Source organism: Pseudomonas sp. F007 (assembly GCF_057814275.1).
Window position 1 is genome coordinate 192,375 of sequence record NZ_JBVATA010000005.1, and the last position, 17,675, is coordinate 210,049.

General features: G+C 61.2%; 18 protein-coding genes. 6 read left to right on the plus strand and 12 right to left on the minus strand.

The features are described from left to right. Positions 1 to 15: 15 nt before the first annotated feature. On the minus strand, positions 16 to 939 hold the full coding sequence (locus ACZYR5_RS13745; protein ID WP_489090513.1) for a universal stress protein: 924 nt from the start codon (positions 937 to 939) through the stop codon (positions 16 to 18). Positions 940 to 1,022: 83 nt separating this feature from the next. Further along, positions 1,023 to 1,265, minus strand: a complete 243-nt coding sequence (locus ACZYR5_RS13750; RefSeq protein ID WP_489090514.1) for a hypothetical protein — start codon at positions 1,263 to 1,265, stop codon at positions 1,023 to 1,025. Positions 1,266 to 1,555: 290 nt separating this feature from the next. On the opposite strand from ACZYR5_RS13750, the gene ACZYR5_RS13755 reads away from it, so the two are divergent. Further along, positions 1,556 to 2,476 carry a universal stress protein gene (locus tag ACZYR5_RS13755; protein ID WP_489090515.1) on the plus strand — a complete coding sequence of 307 codons (921 nt, stop codon included), beginning with the start codon at positions 1,556 to 1,558 and terminating at the stop codon, positions 2,474 to 2,476. 120 nt (positions 2,477 to 2,596) lie between these two features. Here ACZYR5_RS13755 and ACZYR5_RS13760 read toward each other — a convergent pair whose 3' ends face one another. The 5 genes from ACZYR5_RS13760 to ACZYR5_RS13780 form a co-directional block, all read right to left on the minus strand. Continuing rightward, entirely contained in the window at positions 2,597 to 3,406 is an 810-nt protein-coding gene (locus ACZYR5_RS13760) for a helix-turn-helix transcriptional regulator (RefSeq protein WP_489090516.1), read from the minus strand. Positions 3,407 to 3,456: 50 nt separating this feature from the next. Then, positions 3,457 to 4,806, minus strand: a complete 1,350-nt coding sequence (locus tag ACZYR5_RS13765; protein ID WP_489090517.1) for an MFS transporter — start codon at positions 4,804 to 4,806, stop codon at positions 3,457 to 3,459. 75 nt (positions 4,807 to 4,881) lie between these two features. Further along, positions 4,882 to 5,070, minus strand: coding sequence for a DUF2783 domain-containing protein (locus tag ACZYR5_RS13770; RefSeq protein WP_489090518.1), 189 nt, complete (start codon positions 5,068 to 5,070; stop codon positions 4,882 to 4,884). A 10-nt stretch (positions 5,071 to 5,080) separates the two neighbouring features. After that, positions 5,081 to 6,781, minus strand: coding sequence for an FAD-dependent monooxygenase (locus ACZYR5_RS13775; RefSeq protein ID WP_489090519.1), 1,701 nt, complete (start codon positions 6,779 to 6,781; stop codon positions 5,081 to 5,083). A 158-nt stretch (positions 6,782 to 6,939) separates the two neighbouring features. After that, the gene (locus ACZYR5_RS13780; RefSeq protein WP_489090520.1) at positions 6,940 to 7,218 is read right to left on the minus strand and encodes a hypothetical protein; all 279 of its coding nucleotides are present in this window, start codon (positions 7,216 to 7,218) and stop codon (positions 6,940 to 6,942) included. A 458-nt stretch (positions 7,219 to 7,676) separates the two neighbouring features. Here ACZYR5_RS13780 and ACZYR5_RS13785 point away from each other — a divergent pair, with 458 nt between their 5' ends. The 5 genes from ACZYR5_RS13785 to ACZYR5_RS13805 all read left to right on the plus strand — a co-directional run bounded on the left by ACZYR5_RS13785 (position 7,677) and on the right by ACZYR5_RS13805 (position 12,055). Then, complete coding sequence (locus tag ACZYR5_RS13785; protein ID WP_489090521.1) at positions 7,677 to 8,663, plus strand: site-specific integrase; 987 nt, start codon at positions 7,677 to 7,679, stop codon at positions 8,661 to 8,663. Positions 8,664 to 8,752: 89 nt separating this feature from the next. Next, positions 8,753 to 9,517, plus strand: coding sequence for a COG4705 family protein (locus ACZYR5_RS13790; protein ID WP_489090522.1), 765 nt, complete (start codon positions 8,753 to 8,755; stop codon positions 9,515 to 9,517). 26 nt (positions 9,518 to 9,543) lie between these two features. After that, positions 9,544 to 9,969, plus strand: a complete 426-nt coding sequence (locus tag ACZYR5_RS13795) for a hypothetical protein (protein ID WP_489090523.1) — start codon at positions 9,544 to 9,546, stop codon at positions 9,967 to 9,969. An 83-nt stretch (positions 9,970 to 10,052) separates the two neighbouring features. Continuing rightward, positions 10,053 to 10,718, plus strand: a complete 666-nt coding sequence (locus tag ACZYR5_RS13800; RefSeq protein ID WP_489090524.1) for a response regulator — start codon at positions 10,053 to 10,055, stop codon at positions 10,716 to 10,718. Next, positions 10,694 to 12,055, plus strand: coding sequence for an ATP-binding protein (locus tag ACZYR5_RS13805; RefSeq protein WP_489090525.1), 1,362 nt, complete (start codon positions 10,694 to 10,696; stop codon positions 12,053 to 12,055). The genes ACZYR5_RS13800 and ACZYR5_RS13805 overlap by 25 nt, the downstream gene beginning before the upstream one ends. Here ACZYR5_RS13805 and ACZYR5_RS13810 read toward each other — a convergent pair. The 5 genes from ACZYR5_RS13810 to ACZYR5_RS13830 form a co-directional block, all read right to left on the minus strand. Continuing rightward, a complete protein-coding gene (locus tag ACZYR5_RS13810; RefSeq protein WP_489090526.1) occupies positions 12,046 to 12,891 on the minus strand; it encodes a helix-turn-helix transcriptional regulator in 846 nt (281 codons plus the stop codon). The genes ACZYR5_RS13805 and ACZYR5_RS13810 overlap by 10 nt on opposite strands. 53 nt (positions 12,892 to 12,944) lie before the next feature. Further along, the gene (locus ACZYR5_RS13815; RefSeq protein ID WP_489090527.1) at positions 12,945 to 14,363 is read right to left on the minus strand and encodes an aminotransferase; all 1,419 of its coding nucleotides are present in this window, start codon (positions 14,361 to 14,363) and stop codon (positions 12,945 to 12,947) included. A 50-nt stretch (positions 14,364 to 14,413) separates the two neighbouring features. Continuing rightward, the gene (locus ACZYR5_RS13820) at positions 14,414 to 15,517 is read right to left on the minus strand and encodes a polyamine ABC transporter substrate-binding protein (RefSeq protein WP_489090528.1); all 1,104 of its coding nucleotides are present in this window, start codon (positions 15,515 to 15,517) and stop codon (positions 14,414 to 14,416) included. Between the two features lie 239 nt (positions 15,518 to 15,756). Next, positions 15,757 to 16,647, minus strand: coding sequence for a universal stress protein (locus ACZYR5_RS13825; RefSeq protein ID WP_489090529.1), 891 nt, complete (start codon positions 16,645 to 16,647; stop codon positions 15,757 to 15,759). Between the two features lie 319 nt (positions 16,648 to 16,966). Further along, positions 16,967 to 17,674 (minus strand): NAD(P)H-dependent oxidoreductase, encoded by a 708-nt coding sequence (locus ACZYR5_RS13830; protein ID WP_489090530.1) that lies wholly within the window; start codon positions 17,672 to 17,674, stop codon positions 16,967 to 16,969. Between the last annotated feature and the right edge of the window lies 1 nt (position 17,675).

Genomic DNA, 17,675 nt, shown 5'->3' on the forward strand with positions numbered 1-17,675 from the left:
GGGGCGATCATCCGCTCAGGATTGCACCCGTGTCCCTGGCTTTATGGCCAGCACACTGCACGGCGCCCGATGCAGGAGTTGCTCGGCCGTGGTGCCCAGTCGCTTGCTCAACCCCTTGTGCTGCAGCGTGCCCATGACGATGACATCGATGTCGTGCTCACCGACAAATTCACAAATACTCGGTACAGGGGCTCCCTCTATGTAGTGCCTGCGCTCCGGCGGCACACCGTGGCGCTCAGCAATGGCCGCAAATGCTGCATGCTGGGCCGCTCCCAACTTGTCATAGATCCCGGTGGCCAAAGGCAATGCAGCAAAGCCCATGTCCTGGGCGTATATCGTCGTCCAGTCATACACATGCAACAGTTCAAGATTGGTACCACAGAGCGCCGCGAGCTTTTCGGCGGCATCGATAATCTGGTTATTGAACACCGCGTCCTGATTCTCATCCCGCAGCACATCAATGATGGCCAATACGTTTCGAGGTCGGGCATTCAACGCCGTGGTCACCAGGTGCACCGGCACCGGGCAATCACGCAGCAGTTGCCAATCCAGCGGGGTGAAAAACACGCGTTTGAATGCAGACTCTTCCTGGGCGTCCTTGATGATCAGCGTCAAGGGCATCTCATTGATGAAGTTCAGGATTTCCTCGAATGGCTGCTGAACCCAGACCACCTCGCTCGTGACCTCCACGCCATGTTTGCTCATCAATCCGGCTTGATCGGTTAGCCATTGGCGATGGACTTGCAGATAGCCATCCCGGGCCAACGCGAATTGCTCCGGAGCGAACAACCCGGCCACCGCCAAGGCCTGCGAATAGTCGAACGCCACGATATGCACGGGCAACCGCATCACCTGCGCCAACGCCGCGGCCCGATCAAAGGCTGGGGTGCGAGTCATGGCGGGAGGAGCGATCAAGAGTAAACGTCGAGTCTGCGACATGGGGCACCTCGGCTCGCGGCCATTTCAATCCCGTGACAACGTCACAGATTGATCTGTTGCGGGTATTGAACAGCTGATCGTCGTTACTCCACGGGCTCGGCGAAAACGCGCTTGCCATCGGCGTAAGCCGTTTGACGGCCGAGGGTCCGTCTTGTGTTGTCTATCCGGCGATCAGCACCTGGCCAGACATGAGGTGCGTCGATGCGAGCCTTGAGTACGCCCACAAATGCCTGCGCTTCTCCCAGGCTGTTGAAGTTCACTTCATAGGCATCCATGCACACGACCCAGCAATGGCTTGCCGGTTTCTCCGTGATATCAATGATCATAGAGTCCTCCTTATTGCATCGAGCATCAGCTTTTCGCAGGTAACCCAAGGGCTGCAGGAGCCCAAAGACTGCGCTGAAGACGCAGACGAAAGATTGATAATGGTCAACCATTTGCCCATGGAGTGAAATCCGGATTACCACGCGTCGGCGCACTACCCTCCTTTCCCTTCGACTTGACAAAGATCAAACCCGGCGCCCGGAACGGCGGCAGCCTAAAAGCAATTTCATCGTTCAACAGCGCCCCAGCCATCGGCGCATGTGATTGCACGATGACCTACCGGAGATTTGTCATGACTGATCAATCACGTTTCATGTTGGTCGTCTCGCCACTGATGGAAAACAGCCCAGCGTTCGCCCGGGCCGCCGCGTTGGCCAAAGCTTCGGCCGCCGCCCTGCACATCGTGGCGTTCGATTATCTGGAAGGGCTGGCGACCGCCGGTATGGTTAACGGACAAGCACTGGAGCAGATGCAACTGGCCTATGTCGAGCGCCATCGGCAATGGCTCGAGGACCACGCTCGCCCCTTGCGCAAGATCGGTGTGCACGTCACCACCGAAGTCGTATGGGTCGAAAGGCCGTTGCAGGAAATCCTCATACATCTCAACGAACAGCCGATGACCGTTCTGATCAAAGCGCTGGAACACGAATCACTGTTGTCACGCCTGATGTTTACGCCGTTGGATATCCACCTGCTGCGTGAGTGTCCGGTACCGCTGCATTTTGTCAGTCATGTGCGCAATGTGTTGCCGCGCAAGATCGTCGCCGCGGTAGACCCGTTTCATTCCGATGAGCAGTACAAGGGCTTCAACGACAGAATTCTGCGCGAGGCGGCCAAGCTGGCCAGCACCTGTAACGCCGAACTGGACGTGCTCTACGCCCATGACCTTTCCCGTATCAGTGCGGACGAATTCGGTTTCAGTAATGGCTCGACGTTTTTCTCCTCGGCGAAAGCCAAGACATTGTTCGATGCGCAGGCTGCGGCGTTTTGCGACCTTTCTGACCGTAACGGCATCCCGCCGGAGCGCCAGCACATGATCATGGGCAATCCGGCGAAAGTGCTTTTCAGCTACGCGCAGGCCTACGACATCGATGTGATTGTCATGGGACGCGTGGGTCACCGCGCAATGGAGCGTCTGGTTGGCAGTACGGTGGAACATTTGCTGTACAAGTTGCCCTGCAGCGTGTGGGTGGTTTCCCCGGAAAAAATCTGAACGATGGAAAACGCGGTATCAAACAATGACCTGGAATCATTGCGTTATGGGGAGCGCGATATCTGGAGCTGAGCTTCAATCCTGCCGCCAGCATCCCAATCAGAGGGCCGGGAATCGCGCTCAAGCCCACTCCGCCCTAGTCGCCAACCCAAACAACTCCCGCAATCCCCCAATCCCCAACTTGCGATACAAACGCTTGATATAGGTGCTGGCACTCATCGGCCTCACACCCAGTTGTTCGGCAATGTCTTCCACTTCAAGCCCGCACATGATCAGCCGCAGCAACTCCTGTTCACGGAAGGTCAGTTCGACATGCTGTTGCCGAATCACCCTTTCGGTCAGCAACAACGGCAGTTCATTGGCTTGCAGATAAGCGTGGTAATGCAGGCGCACGGCCTGGATCAGCAAGGGTGCGATGGTTTCCAGGTAGTGCATCTCCCCTGCCGAAAAATGCCCGTGTTCGCGGCCTCGGTAGAAGTTCACCGAGAGCCAGCGGTTGCTCTCGCAATGGGTGAGCAAGGCGACACGCTCGGAAATCTGCGGTTGTTCGTAGCAGATACGCCGGTATTCGCCGTGGCTGATGTCGTCGATGGCCTGGCGCTGGACGATGATGTTCGCCCCGGCCGTGCCTTGGTTCATGGCCTGTTGATTGCCATCCTGGGCATAGAAACGCTGGGCGTATTTGTTGGAGATGACCGGCAGCGAGACTTCTCGTGCGCGGTCGGCGAACGAGAATACGTGCGGGTTGCGTCGTTGTGGGTAGGCGAAGATGGTGCATTGGGCCAGCGGAACGCTGGGCCCAATGACTTGCAGCAAGTCCGCCGCGAGGAATTTGCTGCGGTTCAGGCCGATTCTCGCCAGCAGATTGGCCGCGTGCCCCATGTTCAGCCTGTGATCACTGCTGCTGGAGCGTAATGGCCAATACTGCATGACGATTTACCTGAGAGTCTGAGCGCTCGAAGGCGCGACTTTACCACCCTTCAGCGCGCCGCCGGCACACCGACTCGTCCGCCGATCGGCAGGCGTAACGCCAACAAGGCACCGAGGATCATCAGGATCGCGGCATAGGCGAAGCCGGAGCCGAAGCCCTGGGTCAGGTCCTTTAGCCAGCCGATCACCAGCGGATTGACCGCCGAACCGATATTGCCGATTGCATTGATCACCGCGATGCCCACGGCGCGGGCCTGGAAGCTCAGGCTTTGGTCAGGGGTGGTCCAGAAAATCGACATGGCCGTGTAGGAACCGCTTGCCGCCATGCACACACCCAGCAGTTGCAACGGTGGATAGGCGGACAACGCGGTGAGTATCCACCCCGCCGCTGCCAGCAACATCGGCAGCACCAGGTGCCAGCGGCGTTCGCGGGTGCGATCCGAATGCAGGCCCCAGATCACCATCAGAACAATGGTACAGACCTGCGGAATGGCCGCCAGCAAGCCAATTACACCGTTACTGCTGGCGCTGTTGAAGCTTTTCACGATCAATGGCGTCCAGACCGCGATCATCGCCAGGGTGTTGACCAGGCAAAAGTACACCACGCAGAACAGCAGGATCTGTGGCGACAACAGCTCGCTCCAGAGACTGCGCGGACGGCCTCCGCTGCCCTGCCCCGCATCACTGCGCTCCGCGGCAAGCGCCTGTGCAAGCACTTGCTGCTCTTCCCGGTCCAGCCATTTGGCCAGCTGCGGACGGTCATCGAGGTAGTAGAACACCACAAAACCCATCAGTACCGAGGGCAAGCCTTCCAGCACGAACAGCCACTGCCAGCCTTTCAAGCCCCATATTCCGTCCATGCCCAGGATCAAACCCGACAGCACCGAACTGAAACCGGCAGTGAATGGCATGGCGATCATGAACAGTGCGTTGGCCCGGGCGCGGTAGGCCGCCGGAAACCAGAAGGTCATGTACAGCAACACGCCTGGCAGGAACCCGGCCTCGGTGATGCCGACCAGGGTCCGTAATAAATAGAGGGAAGTGGCGTCGGTGGCCAGCGAGGTGCAGGTGGACGCCAGGCCCCAGGCGATCATCAGGCTGCCGATCCAGCGCCGCGCGCCGATCCGGGCCAGCGCCATGTTGCTGGGAATGCCGCAGCAGATATAGGCGATATAGAAACAGGTCGAGGCCAGGCCAAACTGGGTGCCGGTCAGCCCGAGGTCGCCCATCATGGTCAGGCCGGCGAAGCCGATGTTGATGCGATCGAGGAACGACAGCACGAAGCAGACGAACAGAAAAGCCAGCAACCGCCGGGAGACTTTCTTGCACACCTGTTGGCAGCGATCGTGGGCGCCGGCCGCGGCCGAGGCAACCGCAGAGGCAATAGGACGGTGAGTCATCGAGGTACTTCCTGATTGTTGTTATAGGAAGGCGCACCGGCCCGTGAGCACGGGCCGGCGGCGATGGAGCGAAGGTCAGAGGTCGAGCGCGGCCTGGCGCGTCAGTTCAAGGAATGCCCTGCCCTCGCCTATTTCTCGAGCGCTGAGCAGCGCCAGCTTGACCAGGAACAGTTGGCGCTGATCCTCGGCGATTTGATCGAGGGTTTCGGCAAGGTGGTCGTAGATCTGCTCGACGTCGGTGATGTTCAATTGCGGCTTGTTCATTTTATTGTCCTCACTCATGACCCAGGGCCAGGTCGACCGCTCGGCGCAAGGCGTCGCCGTCGAGTTGCAGCCAGCGTGCGCAGACGTGCTGGTCGGGACGCGCCAGATAGGCACTGCCTGCGGGCGCGGCGTATTTTTCGCTGAAGTGGCCGTGGTGGTCTTCGATCACTGCGTCTGCGCCAACGACTGTGGACTGCCCGGCGCTGGCCACCGCCAACACCTGCAACGGTACGCCGCGCTCGCGCAAGATTTGCACCTGGGCCTGGACCTCGGCCGGCAACTGCGCAGCATCGGTGAAATACAGCAAGCAGAACGCGGCGCCCAGCTTGTCGAAAAGAAACGCCTCGTCGGCCAGCTTGACATTGAGCAAGGGCGCACCCTGATGCGGACCGCCGCCGAAGCGCCGGTTGTCATCGTCCCCGCAGTTGAGGGCTGAATCCATATAGTCGTGGGGCCGCGATGTGCGCCAGTGATACAGCGGGCGAACGAATGCCTGGGTCAGCGACAGCGACAGCACGGCGTCGCGCAGCAATCGATAGCCTGCAGTCGGCGGCGTCATGAACCGGGTGCTCTTGCCCGCTTCGGCGATGATTTCTCGCGCGGCCCCGACCCGCTCCTCGCTGTAGGACGCCAGCAGGTTCGGGCCGGCCAGGCCTTTGATCGACAGCGCGAGTTTCCAGCCCAGGTCGTGGCAGTCCTGGAAACCGGTGTTGGCCCCGCGCACGCCGAAGATGGGTAACAAGTGGGCAGCGTCGCCGGTAAAAATCACCCGGTTGTGCAGGTAGTCCGGCAGGGTCAATGCGCGGGCCGAATACACCGAGCACCAGTCCATTTCCCACTGCGGATTTTCCACTCCGACAATCTTCAGCTGGGCGTTGATGCGCTCGCGCAGGGATTCGGGCGCGAGCGCCTGCTCGGGCGTTTCATCACGGGGCAGTTGATAATCAATGCGCCAGATGTTGCCCGGCTCGCGGTGCATCAGCACGGTGTTGCCAGGATTCCAGTGCGGATCGAAATAGGCCAGGCGTTCAGTCGGCAGGTCCAGCTCGATCTTGATGTCGGCGATGACAAAACGCCCTTCATAGGAAGCACCTTCCAGTGGCAGGCCCATCAGGCTGCGAATGGCCGAGCGCGCGCCGTCGGCGGCGATCACCCAGTTGGCTTGTAGTCGATAGGCGCCCGCTGGCGTGTCGATAGCCAGTGTCGCGTAGTCAGCCGCCTGGGTCATGCCCTCGACCTTGTTGCCCCAGCGCAACTGCACCAGCGGATTGGCGTCGCAGGCCTCGACCAGGAATTGTTCCAGGCAAGGCTGCTGCAGGTTGGTCATGGGCGGGAAGCGATCGTCCGGATCATGGGGCGCGTCCATGCGGAACACCCGCTGGTTGCGATAGAACGAGTTGCCCGAGCGCCAGCCCAGGCCTGCTTCGGTGACGCGCTCGGCGACGCCGACCTGCTGGAGGATTTCCAGCGAGCGACGAGTGAACACGATAGCGCGACTGCCTTCGCTGACCTGGCGTTCCGACTCGAGCACGATGGACGGGATGCCATAGCGCGCCAGGTCCAGGGCGGTGGTCAGGCCGATTGGCCCGGCGCCGACAATCACCACCGGGTGACGCTGGACGGGTTCGACGCCGACGCTGGCAGTGTGGGCAGGGTAAACCTGGTAATCGAAATAAATAGAGCGACGAGGCTCGGCGAGGGGGGTGTGCATCGCGATGCATCTCCGGTTTTTATGGTTATGGGCGTGAGCCGGTGCGCAAGTGGAGATGACTTTAAGCGGAGCGCGGTGACGGGGATGTCCCCTTTAAGGGACAACTTGAGCGGACAGCAATGCCCTGAATACTCAGGGCATTGGCGGGATGACGTGGACTAGGGATTCGGCTCTTTCGACATATTGTCGACGCGCATGATTGCCTGGGTGGCCAAGGTGATGCACTTCTTGTCGTCGTTCGCCGCATTGGCCGCCTCGGCGTCGGCCTGCATTTGCCGGACCTGAGTGGCGTTATTTTCCGAGGTGGCAGGCAAGGTGGTGACCTTGTCCCTGAGTTCCTGCAGCTTCAGGGTGCACAGGTCGTGGTCGGAGGCGAAGACGGGAGATGCCAGGGTGGTGATGGCGATGAGCATGCCGATCAGGACGGTACGGTTCATGGGTGTCTCCTTTCTGTACGGATGCGGTTTTTCTGTAGGAGCGAGCTTGCTCGCGAAAAATCTGAGACCGCCGAGTGCATCCAGACAGTACGCGTCATCGTTGAAGTTCATCGCGAGCAGGCTCGCTCCTACAAGGGTTTGAGCCTGCCATTTCCGTGCAAGTTCAACCTTCAGTACAGCCACCAGGCACCATTTTCGCCATTAACATGCGATAACGCTCAATTATTCAATGTCATAAACCCTTTCAAAATAACAAAATCAGGCGCGATAAATAGTATGTAATTACATGGTACGTATCGTACGAATAAAAGTGTAATCAAAACGCCTCAGCCGACCGCTAAAAACCCTCAATTCCCGACGCAAATTCATGTTTTCCAAGGTTTTTTGCTGTTTTCAGCGATTTGCGCTCTACTTTCACCCAGCACCCTCCTCCAACGCCTACCTCGGAGAACGCCCCGTTGAACAAGGTTGACCGCTACCTCAAGGCCGGTACCCGGGAAAACACCCGGCGCAGTTACCGTGCGGCGGTGGAGCATTTCGAGGTGACGTGGGGCGGTTTCCTGCCGGCCACGGGCGACAGCATCCTGCGCTACCTGGCCGAATACGCCGATCAGCACACCGTCAGCACCTTGAAGCAACGGCTGGCGGCGCTGGCGCAATGGCACATCACTCAGGGTTTTCCCGATCCGACCAAGACCCCCAGCGTGCGGCAGATGATCAAGGGCATTCGCACCCTGCACCCGGCCCAGGAAAAACAGGCACCACCCCTGCTCCTGCAACACCTGGAGCAGACCGTGAACTGGCTGGAGAACGACGCGCAGCAGGCCGCAGCGCGCCATGACCATGGCACCGTGATGCGCAATCGTCGGGATATCGCCCTGGTGCTGATCGGTTTCTGGCGCGGTTTTCGTGGTGATGAGTTGTCACGCCTGCAGGTCGAGCACATCCAGGTCGAGCCCGGCGCCGGCATCACCTTTTACCTGCCCCACAGCAAAGGCGACCGCCAGCACCTGGGCACCACCTTTCGCACGCCGGCGCTGAAGAAGTTGTGCCCGGTCCAGGCCTATTCCAACTGGATCGGCGCGGCAGGCATTGCCTACGGTCCGCTGTTTCGCAAGCTTGACCGCTGGGGCAACCTGGCCGAGGACGGACTCAACAGTAACAGCCTGATCCCGGTGCTACGTCGAGTGTTCCAGCGTGCCGGTGTATCGGCGCAGCTCTACACCAGCCACTCCCTGCGTCGTGGGTTTGCGACCTGGGCGGCGGCCAATGGTTGGGATATCAAGGCGATCATGAGTTACGTCGGCTGGAAGGACGTGAAATCGGCGCTGCGCTATGTCGACGCCTCGTCCTCCTTTGGCGAACTGGCCGCCTCCGCTCAGGCCATCGAGGTGGTCAGCGAGACGTCGAAGCCCAAAGACATCGGGCAACTGGCGCAACAATAGTTTTCTCGCAGACCTCAGTCCCGCCTAAGTTTCGATGCGTAGCCTTGTCCCCAGCGCCAACCCGGGCGCGGCCAAGGAGACCCATCGACATGAATCCCCCACTCGCCGGCTGGCTGAACAAAGTACCCGAGGTGACGCTGTCATTCTGGGTCATCAAGATTTTGTCCACGACCGTCGGTGAAACTGGCGCCGACTTCCTCGCGGTCGATGTCGGCCTCGGCGCCGGCCCGACCACCCTGGGCATGCTGGTGCTGCTGGCACTGGCGCTCTTCAGCCAACTGCGCACCCGTGTCTACACGCCCTGGATCTACTGGTTGACCGTGGTACTGGTGAGTATCGTCGGGACACAGATCACCGACGTACTGACCGATCAACTGGACGTCAGCCTGTACACCAGCACGGCGGTGTTCTGCGTACTGCTGGCGGCCAACTTCTGGCTCTGGTACCGGACCGAGCACAGTCTGTCGATCCGCGACATCGTCACCCCCAGGCGCGAGCTGTTCTATTGGGCAACCGTGCTTTGCACCTTCGCCCTGGGTACCGCCGCGGGCGACCTGGCCACCGAAGCCCTGGGCCTGGGCTTTACCCTCGGCGTGGCGATTTTCGGCGCATTGATCGCCCTGACCCTGATTGCCTGGCGCCTGGGCGGCAATGTGGTGCTGTGCTTCTGGATCGCCTACATCCTCACCCGGCCGTTCGGTGCCTCACTCGGCGACCTGCTGACTCAAGCCAAAACCTACGGTGGCCTGGGCATGGGCGCCACTTGGACCAGCGCGATCTTCCTCTGCGTCATCGTCTTGTTGGTTGGCGTGGCTCAACTCAACGTCGGCAACCGCAAAGCCGCTACCCGATAAACCGATCAATCTCTCAAGGAATCATCATGGCTCGCACCCCTACCACCGTTCGCCGTCTGGCTATCGCCGCGACCATTGCCCTGATCGGCCTGACCGCCGGTTGCTCGAAACCGCCAGAGCCCGCTCACACGACGGCCAGTCCGGATACCCCAAGCGCGACTCACCAGACCTCCAGACTGGGGGACCTGAGCGCCTTTCGCAGCATTGCCGACGACGTCGCCGCCCTTACCGCGAAAAACCAGCTGCCGGCCGCCAAGGCGCGGATCAAGGATCTGGAAACCACCTGGGACTCGGCCGAAGCCGGTCTCAAGCCACGCGCCGCCAGTGATTGGCACATCGTCGACAAAGCCATCGACCACGCCCTGGACGCCTTGCGCGCCAGTCAGCCGAACCTCACTGACTGCCAGCAGGCGATGGCTGATCTGCTCAAGGCTTTCGACTCGATGAAGTAACCGGCTCGCACCGCATGACGCAAAAAGCACCGTATCTTGTGCTTCAATGCACATCGGACAGGCGCTGGCGGAAGGAAGTAGAGATGCGCATATTGTTGGTGGAAGACGATCAGATGATCGGCGCGGCCATCCAGGGCGTCCTCAGGGATGCCAGTTATGCCACCGACTGGATTCAGGACGGGCCTGGCGCCCTGGCGGCCCTGCAGGCACAGCACTATGACCTGGTGCTGCTCGACCTCGGTCTGCCGGGCAAGGACGGCCAGGAGGTATTGAGCTGTATACGAGCAGCCAACAACCCGGTACCGGTGTTGATCATCACCGCCCGTGACCAGCTCGAGGAGCGGCTGCGCGGGCTCGACGGTGGTGCCGACGACTACCTGCTCAAACCTTTCGAGATGGCCGAGCTGCTGGCGCGGATGCGTGCGGTGCTGCGGCGCAAGGGCGGCAACGCCCTGTCGGTGCTCGGCAATGGCCTGGTGACCCTGGACCTTGTGTCCAAGGAAGCGCGCACACCCGAGACCGACGCCGTGCTCCTGTCCAACCGCGAATTCGCCCTGCTCCAGGCCCTGCTGATGCGCCCCGGCGCGATCCTCTCGCGCAGCGACCTTGAAGACCGCATTTATGGCTGGGGCAATGAGGTAGAGAGTAATGCCGTGGAGTTTCTGATCCATGGCCTGCGCCGCAAACTCGGCAGCCAGGTGATCAAGAATGTCAGGGGACTGGGATGGATGGTGGCGAAAGAGCAATGAGTCAATCAGTGCAATTTCGCCTGGCGCTGGCGTTGTCCCTGGCGATCCTGCTGGTGGCGGTCCTGGCAGGCGTCTTCGCGTTTTTCTCGGCATTGGACGAAGCCCACGAAATGCAGGACGACGCCCTGCACCAGGTGGCGATGCTGGTTGACCGTCAACAGATGAGTCCGCGCTATCCCAACGGCCCGGCAACCCCGGGCGACGACGAAGAGTCGCGCATCATCGTGCAGTACCTGGCCGACGGCAGCCAGGCCAGCGGTAACGACGACGAAGTGATCCCGCTGCCATTCCCTACCGATCTGTCTGATGGCCTGTCGACCCTGACCGTCGGCGGTGAAGCCTTCCGTGCGCTGGTCAGGACCACCGCCAGCGGCCAACGGATTGTGGTTGCCCAGGAAACCGGGGCGCGAGACAAGGACGCCCGGGAAAGTGCCTGGCGCAGCCTGTTGCCATTCCTGATTCTGTTTCCGGTGCTGTTGCTGGTGGTCAGTGACCTGGTGCGCAAGCTGTTCCGGCCGATTGCCGCGCTTTCGGCGGAAATCGATCAGCGCGCCGAACAGGCCCTGCACCCGATCGACGAGCGTGATGTGCCCAGCGAAATCAAACCGTTCGTGGTCGCCATCAATCGCCTGCTGCAACGGGTCGACACCAATATGGAGACGCAGCGGCGCTTCGTCGCCGATGCCGCCCATGAACTGCGCTCACCCTTGACCGCCTTGTCATTGCAGGCAGAGCATCTGGCGGCAGCGGAAATGTCGCCACTGGCCCATGACCGCCTGCTGCCGTTGCGTCGAGGTATCGAACGCGGCAGGCAATTGCTGGATCAACTGCTGGCGCTGGCCAAGGCGCAGTCCGCACCGCTACCGGCGAGCAGCGCGGTCTCGGTACATGGGGTCTATCGCCGGGTACTCGCCGACTTGCTGCCGCTCGCGGAGGCCAAGCACCTGGACATCGGTGTCGAGGGCGAGCAGGACCTGCAGGTGCTGATGCATGAAGTCGACCTGATTACCCTGGTCAAGAACCTGGTCGACAACGCCATTCGCTACACCCCCGACGGCGGCCGGATCGACCTGTGCCTGGCGCTTGATCAGGGTGCCGCCAGGCTTTCGATCAAGGACACCGGCCCGGGCATCCCGAGCGAAGAACAGCAGCGCGTGTTCGATGCGTTTTACCGCGGCCTGGGGACTCAGCAAATCGGCTCCGGGCTGGGGCTGTCGATCGTCAAGGCGATTGCCGAGCGCGCCGGGGCCCGGGTCACCCTGGAGCTGGCCGATCCGGCACGGCAACGCGGACTCTGGGTGTCGGTGTGGTTGCCGCTGGCCCCGGCTCAGTCCTGACGCAACCACTCGATGAACAACGCAAACAGCTCCGACTGCGAGCTGATCGCCAGCTTCAGGTAGAGGTTCTTGCGGTGCATGCGCACGGTTTCGATGGCAATGCCCAACTGCTGCGCGGTGGATTTCACCGAGTGGCCGCGCAGGATCATGTGCGCCACTTGCCGCTCCCGTTCGGTCAGCACATCGCAGCCAAAATGCTCGAAGGCCTGCTGGATGCTGCGCTTGATATCGGTCGGCGTGCGAGCGTCTGAAGCACCCTGCTCGACCAGCGCCGGATTGCGCCGGGCGAATTCGCGGATGAACTCGGCGACCATGGGTTGCACCGCCCGCAGCACATCCAGTTGGCTGTGGCTCAGGGTCTCGCCACCAAAGCCCTGGAACAGGCTCAGGGATACCTTGCTCTGGTTGCCGACGTCGACGATGAAATAGCTGTCTTCCGAGCAGCCGGCCTTGAGGTAGTAGGTCTTGTAGTAGTCGCTGTCGAAGAAGTGGTCCGGGGCGATTTCTTCCAGGTGATAAAACCCTTCGGCCAGCCCTTGCTCCACCGCCAGGCAGAATGGATCGAGCAGGTAGCCCACGGAAAAATAGCGGCCAATCACCGAGTCGCGGTACTGCTCGGGAATCCCTTGCAGGTACAGCGACAACGGCGGCTGGTCCTTGCGTTCGAGGCTGATCATCACCGACTCGATCGACACCAGGTGCCCGATGGCCTGCGCCAGATAGCGCAGGGCATCGTCCTGTTCGATGTGGGCGAAGGCTTGCTGGAGCCCGGCGTGCCATTGATGCAGGGCACGCCAGGGCAAGGCGATCAGAGTCTGGTCGTGGGCTTTGCTCATGCCCCGCAGTCTAGCGGGAGAGCTCATGCCGGGCAAAGCCCCGAGACGCTGGCTCATGCGCCGTCGTACAAGCCGTTGGCCGTCAGTTCCTCGGCCGCTTCGAGGATGCACTCGCGCAAGGTTTCGACAATTTCATCGACCTGGGCGTGGGTGATGATCAACGGCGGCGACATCACGTTGAGGTGCATGATCGGCCGCACCAGCAAGCCCTTGGCCTGGGCCCGCACATGGATTCGCTCGCCGATGTTCACCGCGTCCGGGAACAGCGCCTTGCTCTGCTTGTTGGCGACGAACTCGACGCAGGCCATCAACTTGACGCAGCGCACATCGCCCACCAGTGGCAAGTCACGCAGGGTGGCCAGACGTTGCTCCAGGTAGCTGCCAACGTCGCCAACATGGGCCAGCAACTGCTCGCGCTCGATGATCTCGATGTTTTTCAACGCTGCCGTGCAGCACACCGGATGGCCGCTGTAGGTGAAGCCGTGGGTGAAGCAACGGCCCTTGCCCGGTTCGGCGATGACCTTCCAGATCCGCGAGGAAAAGATGCACGCACCCAGCGGCAGGTAGGCCGAGGTCAGGCCCTTGGCAGTAGTGATGATGTCGGGCTGCACGCCGAACACCGCGTCCGAGGCGAACCAGGTGCCGAGCCGGCCGAACGAAGTCACCACTTCGTCGGCGACGAACAGAATGTCGTGGGCCTGGCACACCTCCCACATACGCCGCAGGTAACCCTCGGGCGGAATAATCACCCCGCCGGAGCCCATGATCGGTTCGGCGAAGAACGCCGCGACCTTGTCGGCGCCGATGCTGTGGATCTTGTCTTCGAACTCCTGCACCAGGAATTCGAGGAACTGCGCCGCGTCCATGCCTTCGGGTGCACGGTACGGATTGGGGTTGGAGATGTGGTGAATCCGCTCATGGGCGTAATCGAACTCCGGCACCCGGTCGGCAGCCTTGTTGCCGATCGACATGGTCAGGCAGGTGGAGCCGTGATAAGCGTTGTAGCGGGCGATGATGTGCTTCTTCTCTGGCTTGCCCCGGCAGTTCTGGTAGTACTGGATCAGCCGGTAAGCGGTGTCCACGGCGGTCGAACCACCGGTGGTGAGGAACACGTGATCGAGATCACCGGGGGCCAGGCTGGCGAGCTTTTCGCAGAGCTCGATGGCCACCGCGTTGGACATGTCGGAGAACGGATTGGAATACGCCAGTTGCCGCACCTGGTCGGCAATCGCCAGGGCCATTTCTTCGCGGCCCAGGCCAATGTTGGTGCACCACATCCCACCAACAGCATCGAGGAAGCGGTTGCCTTCGGTGTCGTAGATGTAGGCGCCGTCGCCGGCGACGATGTTCAGCGCGCCCTGCTCGGCATGTTCATCGAACACGTGGTAGCCGTGCATGTGGTGGGCCTTGTCGGCCTTGACCAGTTTGGCCTGATCGAAGTGGGCAAAAAAATCGTCGGTTGGAATCGCCATGAATAAGTACTCGCAAAAAGAAAAGTCGGCAGGTCAGCAGGGAGTCGCCCTTACTTCCCGGTTTTTACCGTGCTCCAGACCCGGGTGATCGCGCGCATGTCCTTGGCGTCCTGGGTCTTCTGGGCAAACAGCCGGGCGCGGGTGGCGTCGTCGGGGTAGATCGCCTGGTTGTCGCGCACATCGGCATTCACCAGGGCGGTCGCCGCACTGTTGCTGTTGGCGTAGTGGATGTAGTTGGTGACGTCGGCCATGACCTGCGGTTGCAGCAGGTATTCGAGGAATGTGTGGGCGTTGGCCACGTGCGGCGCGTCGCCGGGGATGTACATGTTGTCAAACCAGATCAGCGAACCTTCCTTGGGAATGAAGTACGCCAGGTTGATCTTCAGCTTGGCTTCTTCGGCCCGCGCCTGGGCGGTGGCGTAGTCGCCGGACCAGGTCATGGCCATGCACACGTCGCCGTTGGGCAGGCTGGTCAGGTAGTTCACCGAGTCGAATTTCTTGATGTACGGCCGCACCGCCATCAACACGTCCTGGGCGGCCTTGAGGTCGGCCGGCGCGGCACTGCGCGGGTCGCGTCCCAGATACGTCAGGGCCAGGGGGATGACTTCGGTAGGCGCGTCGATCAGGGTCACGCCGCAGTCGGCGAAGCGTGAGACGACCTTGGGATCGAAAATCATCGCCAGCGAGCCGATCGGCGCATCGGGCATGCGCGCCTTGATCATGTCGACGTTGTAGGTGATGCCATTGCTGCCCCAGGTGTAGGGCGCTGAATAGGCGACGCCGGCGTCGTAACCCTGCAGGTCCTGCAGCACTTTCGGATCGAGGTTGCTCCAGCCCGGCAGTTGCTGCTTGTCCAGTGGCTGGAACACCTTGGCCTTGATCAGCGGCGGCACCAGGGAGGCGTTGAGCACCACCAGGTCGTAGCCGGAATGACCGGTGAGCAGCTTGGCCTGCACCGTCTCGTAGGCATCGAAGGTGTCGTAGATGACCTTGATGCCGGTGGCTTTTTCAAAATTCGCCAGGGTCTGTTCGCCGATGTAATCCGCCCAGTTATACAGCCGCAGGGTCTTGGCATCGTTGACATCGGCGGCATGCACCGCCAGGGACAAGGGAGCAAGCAACAGACTGGACCACACTCGAAGTGCCTTGCGCATTGCACATTCCACCTTATAAGCAGGCTCTGCTCTGGATGAGCGGACGTCCCTACTATTGGCGCAATGGGCGCGCGGCACCATACCCCGAATGGGGGTAAGCGCTAATACCCTGTAGGAGCTGGCTTGCCAGCGAAGAACCTGAGGCCGCCGCCTACTTCCAGGACAGCTACGTCATCGTTGGCCACCATCGTCGGAACGCCGCCCGGAGCCGGCTCGCTCCTACAGGTGATCTTCATTGATCAGACGGCGAGAATGCTGCAGGACGCCTGGTACAACAGGTGCTCGGTGGTACTGCCGATCAGTTTCTCCAGACCCCGGGACTGGTTGCGGCCCATTACCAGCACGTCGATATCATGCCGATGGGCGAATTCGGCGAGTACCTGCACCGGGTCGCCGGAGATGAAGTGGCGCCGCTCGGCGGGCACGCCAAAGTGCTCGGCGGTGCGGATGAAGGCGTTTTCCAGGTCCTGGCGCAACGACAGGGTCAGCTCGCCCAAGGTCAAACCGGCGGCGCTGACCCCAGCGAGGAAATCGGCGGCAATGTCGCAGGCGCTGACCAGGTGCAGCTCGGCGTCGCACTGCAGCGCCAGGCGTTCGGCCTGCTTGACGATGCGCTCGTTGAGTTGCTGGTTCTGCGCCGACTCGTTGGCGCTGTCGATCGCTACGACTATCTTGCGCGGCAAGGTGCAGGCGCGGTCGCCCACCAGATAAGTCGGCACCGGGCAATAGCGCAACAGGTGCCAATCCATCGGGGTGAAGAAGGTGCGTTTGAGCAGGGGTTCCTGCTGGACTTCCTTGATCAGCAGGTCGGGTTGCCACTCAGTGACGTAGGCGAGGATGTCCTGCTTGAGATCATCGGACCAACTGGCCTGCTGCGTCACCTCGATACCCTCGCTGCGCAAGCGCTGCACCTGCTGCTCGAGCCAGTCACGCTGTTCCTGCAGGTACTCTTCCCGCGCCGTGGCCCAGTTATCGTCTTCCAGCAAGCTCAGAATCCCCGGCGACTTGACCAGCGCCACAATATGCAGACTCGCCCCACTGGCCCGCGCCAGCGCGCCGGCGTGCTGAATGGTCGGCGACAGGCGCAGGGCCGGGTTGATGATCAGCAACAGGCGTTGGTACTGGCTCATGGTCTGACTCCTGGGTCATATACCTCAAGTATTGACCCAAGGGTGCGCCTTTGGAGGAAGGCGGTGTTGATCGGGGTCAAGTCCGGCGCAAACCAGTCGGATGTTCACAAACCCTGTAGGAGCCAGCCTGCTGGCGATGGCGGTGCATCAGACAAACCGCGGTGTTTGATTCGCTGGCAAGCCAGCTCCTACAAAGACTGGGGGCGATCACAACATCTGCGGTCACCACAAACCTGTGGGAGCAGCTCGGGCGGCGTTCCGCCGCTAGCTATGGCGGTGGATCAGTCAGCAATTAAATTGCCCATGGCCCCTACGGTCATCACCCCGCTGAAAGTGGGTATAGCCGCTCATCAAACTCCGACAGTTTTGGAAACACCAACGCCCGATCATCACTCAACTGCTGCAACCGCTGCCCATAATCAAGCAGAAACTGCTGACGCGCCTCATCACTGATATACGGCACATGCCAGGCCACAAACGGCTCCAGCACATCAAACCCGACATAAGCCAACGTCCCACGCAGGAGCGGTCGCAGCATGTCCTCCAGCGGCCCATGAATCGCCCCCTCACCAAACATATGCTCGCGTCCGCCCAGGGTCACGGTGACCAGGGCCTTCTTGCCCGCCAGCCCACCCTGGTCGTAGAAGCGTTTACCGCCGTAGCAGACCCCCGACACCAGCACCCGGTCGATCCAGCCCTTGAGAATGGCCGGGGTGGAGAACCAGAAGATCGGGAAGTTGAGGATCAAAAGGTCAGCCCACAGCAGCTTGTCCAGTTCGGCCTGGATGTCTGGCGCGATCGACTGGTTCTTCACCCCCAGCCGTTGCTCGAGGGCATAGACCAGGTACTCGGGGTTTTCCCGTGAGGTGAAGTCGGCGGCGCTGGCCACCGGGTTCCAGTTCATCGCGTAGAGGTCGCTGACCTGCACTTCGTGGCCCTGGGCTTGAAGGGTGGTTACGGCCTGGTCGCGCAAGGCGGCGGTAAAGGATTGGGCTTCCGGGTGGGCGTGGACGATCAGTACTTTCATG

Excerpts from the sequence above, each read along its gene's own strand:
- ACZYR5_RS13745 (WP_489090513.1), bottom strand. The coding sequence starts at position 939 with ATGTCGCAGACTCGACGTTTACTCTTGATCGCTCCTCCCGCCATGACT.
- ACZYR5_RS13750 (WP_489090514.1), bottom strand. The coding sequence starts at position 1,265 with ATGATCATTGATATCACGGAGAAACCGGCAAGCCATTGCTGGGTCGTG.
- ACZYR5_RS13755 (WP_489090515.1), top strand. The coding sequence starts at position 1,556 with ATGACTGATCAATCACGTTTCATGTTGGTCGTCTCGCCACTGATGGAA.
- ACZYR5_RS13760 (WP_489090516.1), bottom strand. The coding sequence starts at position 3,406 with ATGCAGTATTGGCCATTACGCTCCAGCAGCAGTGATCACAGGCTGAAC.
- ACZYR5_RS13765 (WP_489090517.1), bottom strand. The coding sequence starts at position 4,806 with ATGACTCACCGTCCTATTGCCTCTGCGGTTGCCTCGGCCGCGGCCGGC.
- ACZYR5_RS13770 (WP_489090518.1), bottom strand. The coding sequence starts at position 5,070 with ATGAACAAGCCGCAATTGAACATCACCGACGTCGAGCAGATCTACGAC.
- ACZYR5_RS13775 (WP_489090519.1), bottom strand. The coding sequence starts at position 6,781 with ATGCACACCCCCCTCGCCGAGCCTCGTCGCTCTATTTATTTCGATTAC.
- ACZYR5_RS13780 (WP_489090520.1), bottom strand. The coding sequence starts at position 7,218 with ATGAACCGTACCGTCCTGATCGGCATGCTCATCGCCATCACCACCCTG.
- ACZYR5_RS13790 (WP_489090522.1), top strand. The coding sequence starts at position 8,753 with ATGAATCCCCCACTCGCCGGCTGGCTGAACAAAGTACCCGAGGTGACG.
- ACZYR5_RS13795 (WP_489090523.1), top strand. The coding sequence starts at position 9,544 with ATGGCTCGCACCCCTACCACCGTTCGCCGTCTGGCTATCGCCGCGACC.
- ACZYR5_RS13800 (WP_489090524.1), top strand. The coding sequence starts at position 10,053 with ATGCGCATATTGTTGGTGGAAGACGATCAGATGATCGGCGCGGCCATC.
- ACZYR5_RS13805 (WP_489090525.1), top strand. The coding sequence starts at position 10,694 with ATGGATGGTGGCGAAAGAGCAATGAGTCAATCAGTGCAATTTCGCCTG.
- ACZYR5_RS13810 (WP_489090526.1), bottom strand. The coding sequence starts at position 12,891 with ATGAGCAAAGCCCACGACCAGACTCTGATCGCCTTGCCCTGGCGTGCC.
- ACZYR5_RS13815 (WP_489090527.1), bottom strand. The coding sequence starts at position 14,363 with ATGGCGATTCCAACCGACGATTTTTTTGCCCACTTCGATCAGGCCAAA.
- ACZYR5_RS13820 (WP_489090528.1), bottom strand. The coding sequence starts at position 15,517 with ATGCGCAAGGCACTTCGAGTGTGGTCCAGTCTGTTGCTTGCTCCCTTG.
- ACZYR5_RS13825 (WP_489090529.1), bottom strand. The coding sequence starts at position 16,647 with ATGAGCCAGTACCAACGCCTGTTGCTGATCATCAACCCGGCCCTGCGC.
- ACZYR5_RS13830 (WP_489090530.1), bottom strand. The coding sequence starts at position 17,674 with ATGAAAGTACTGATCGTCCACGCCCACCCGGAAGCCCAATCCTTTACC.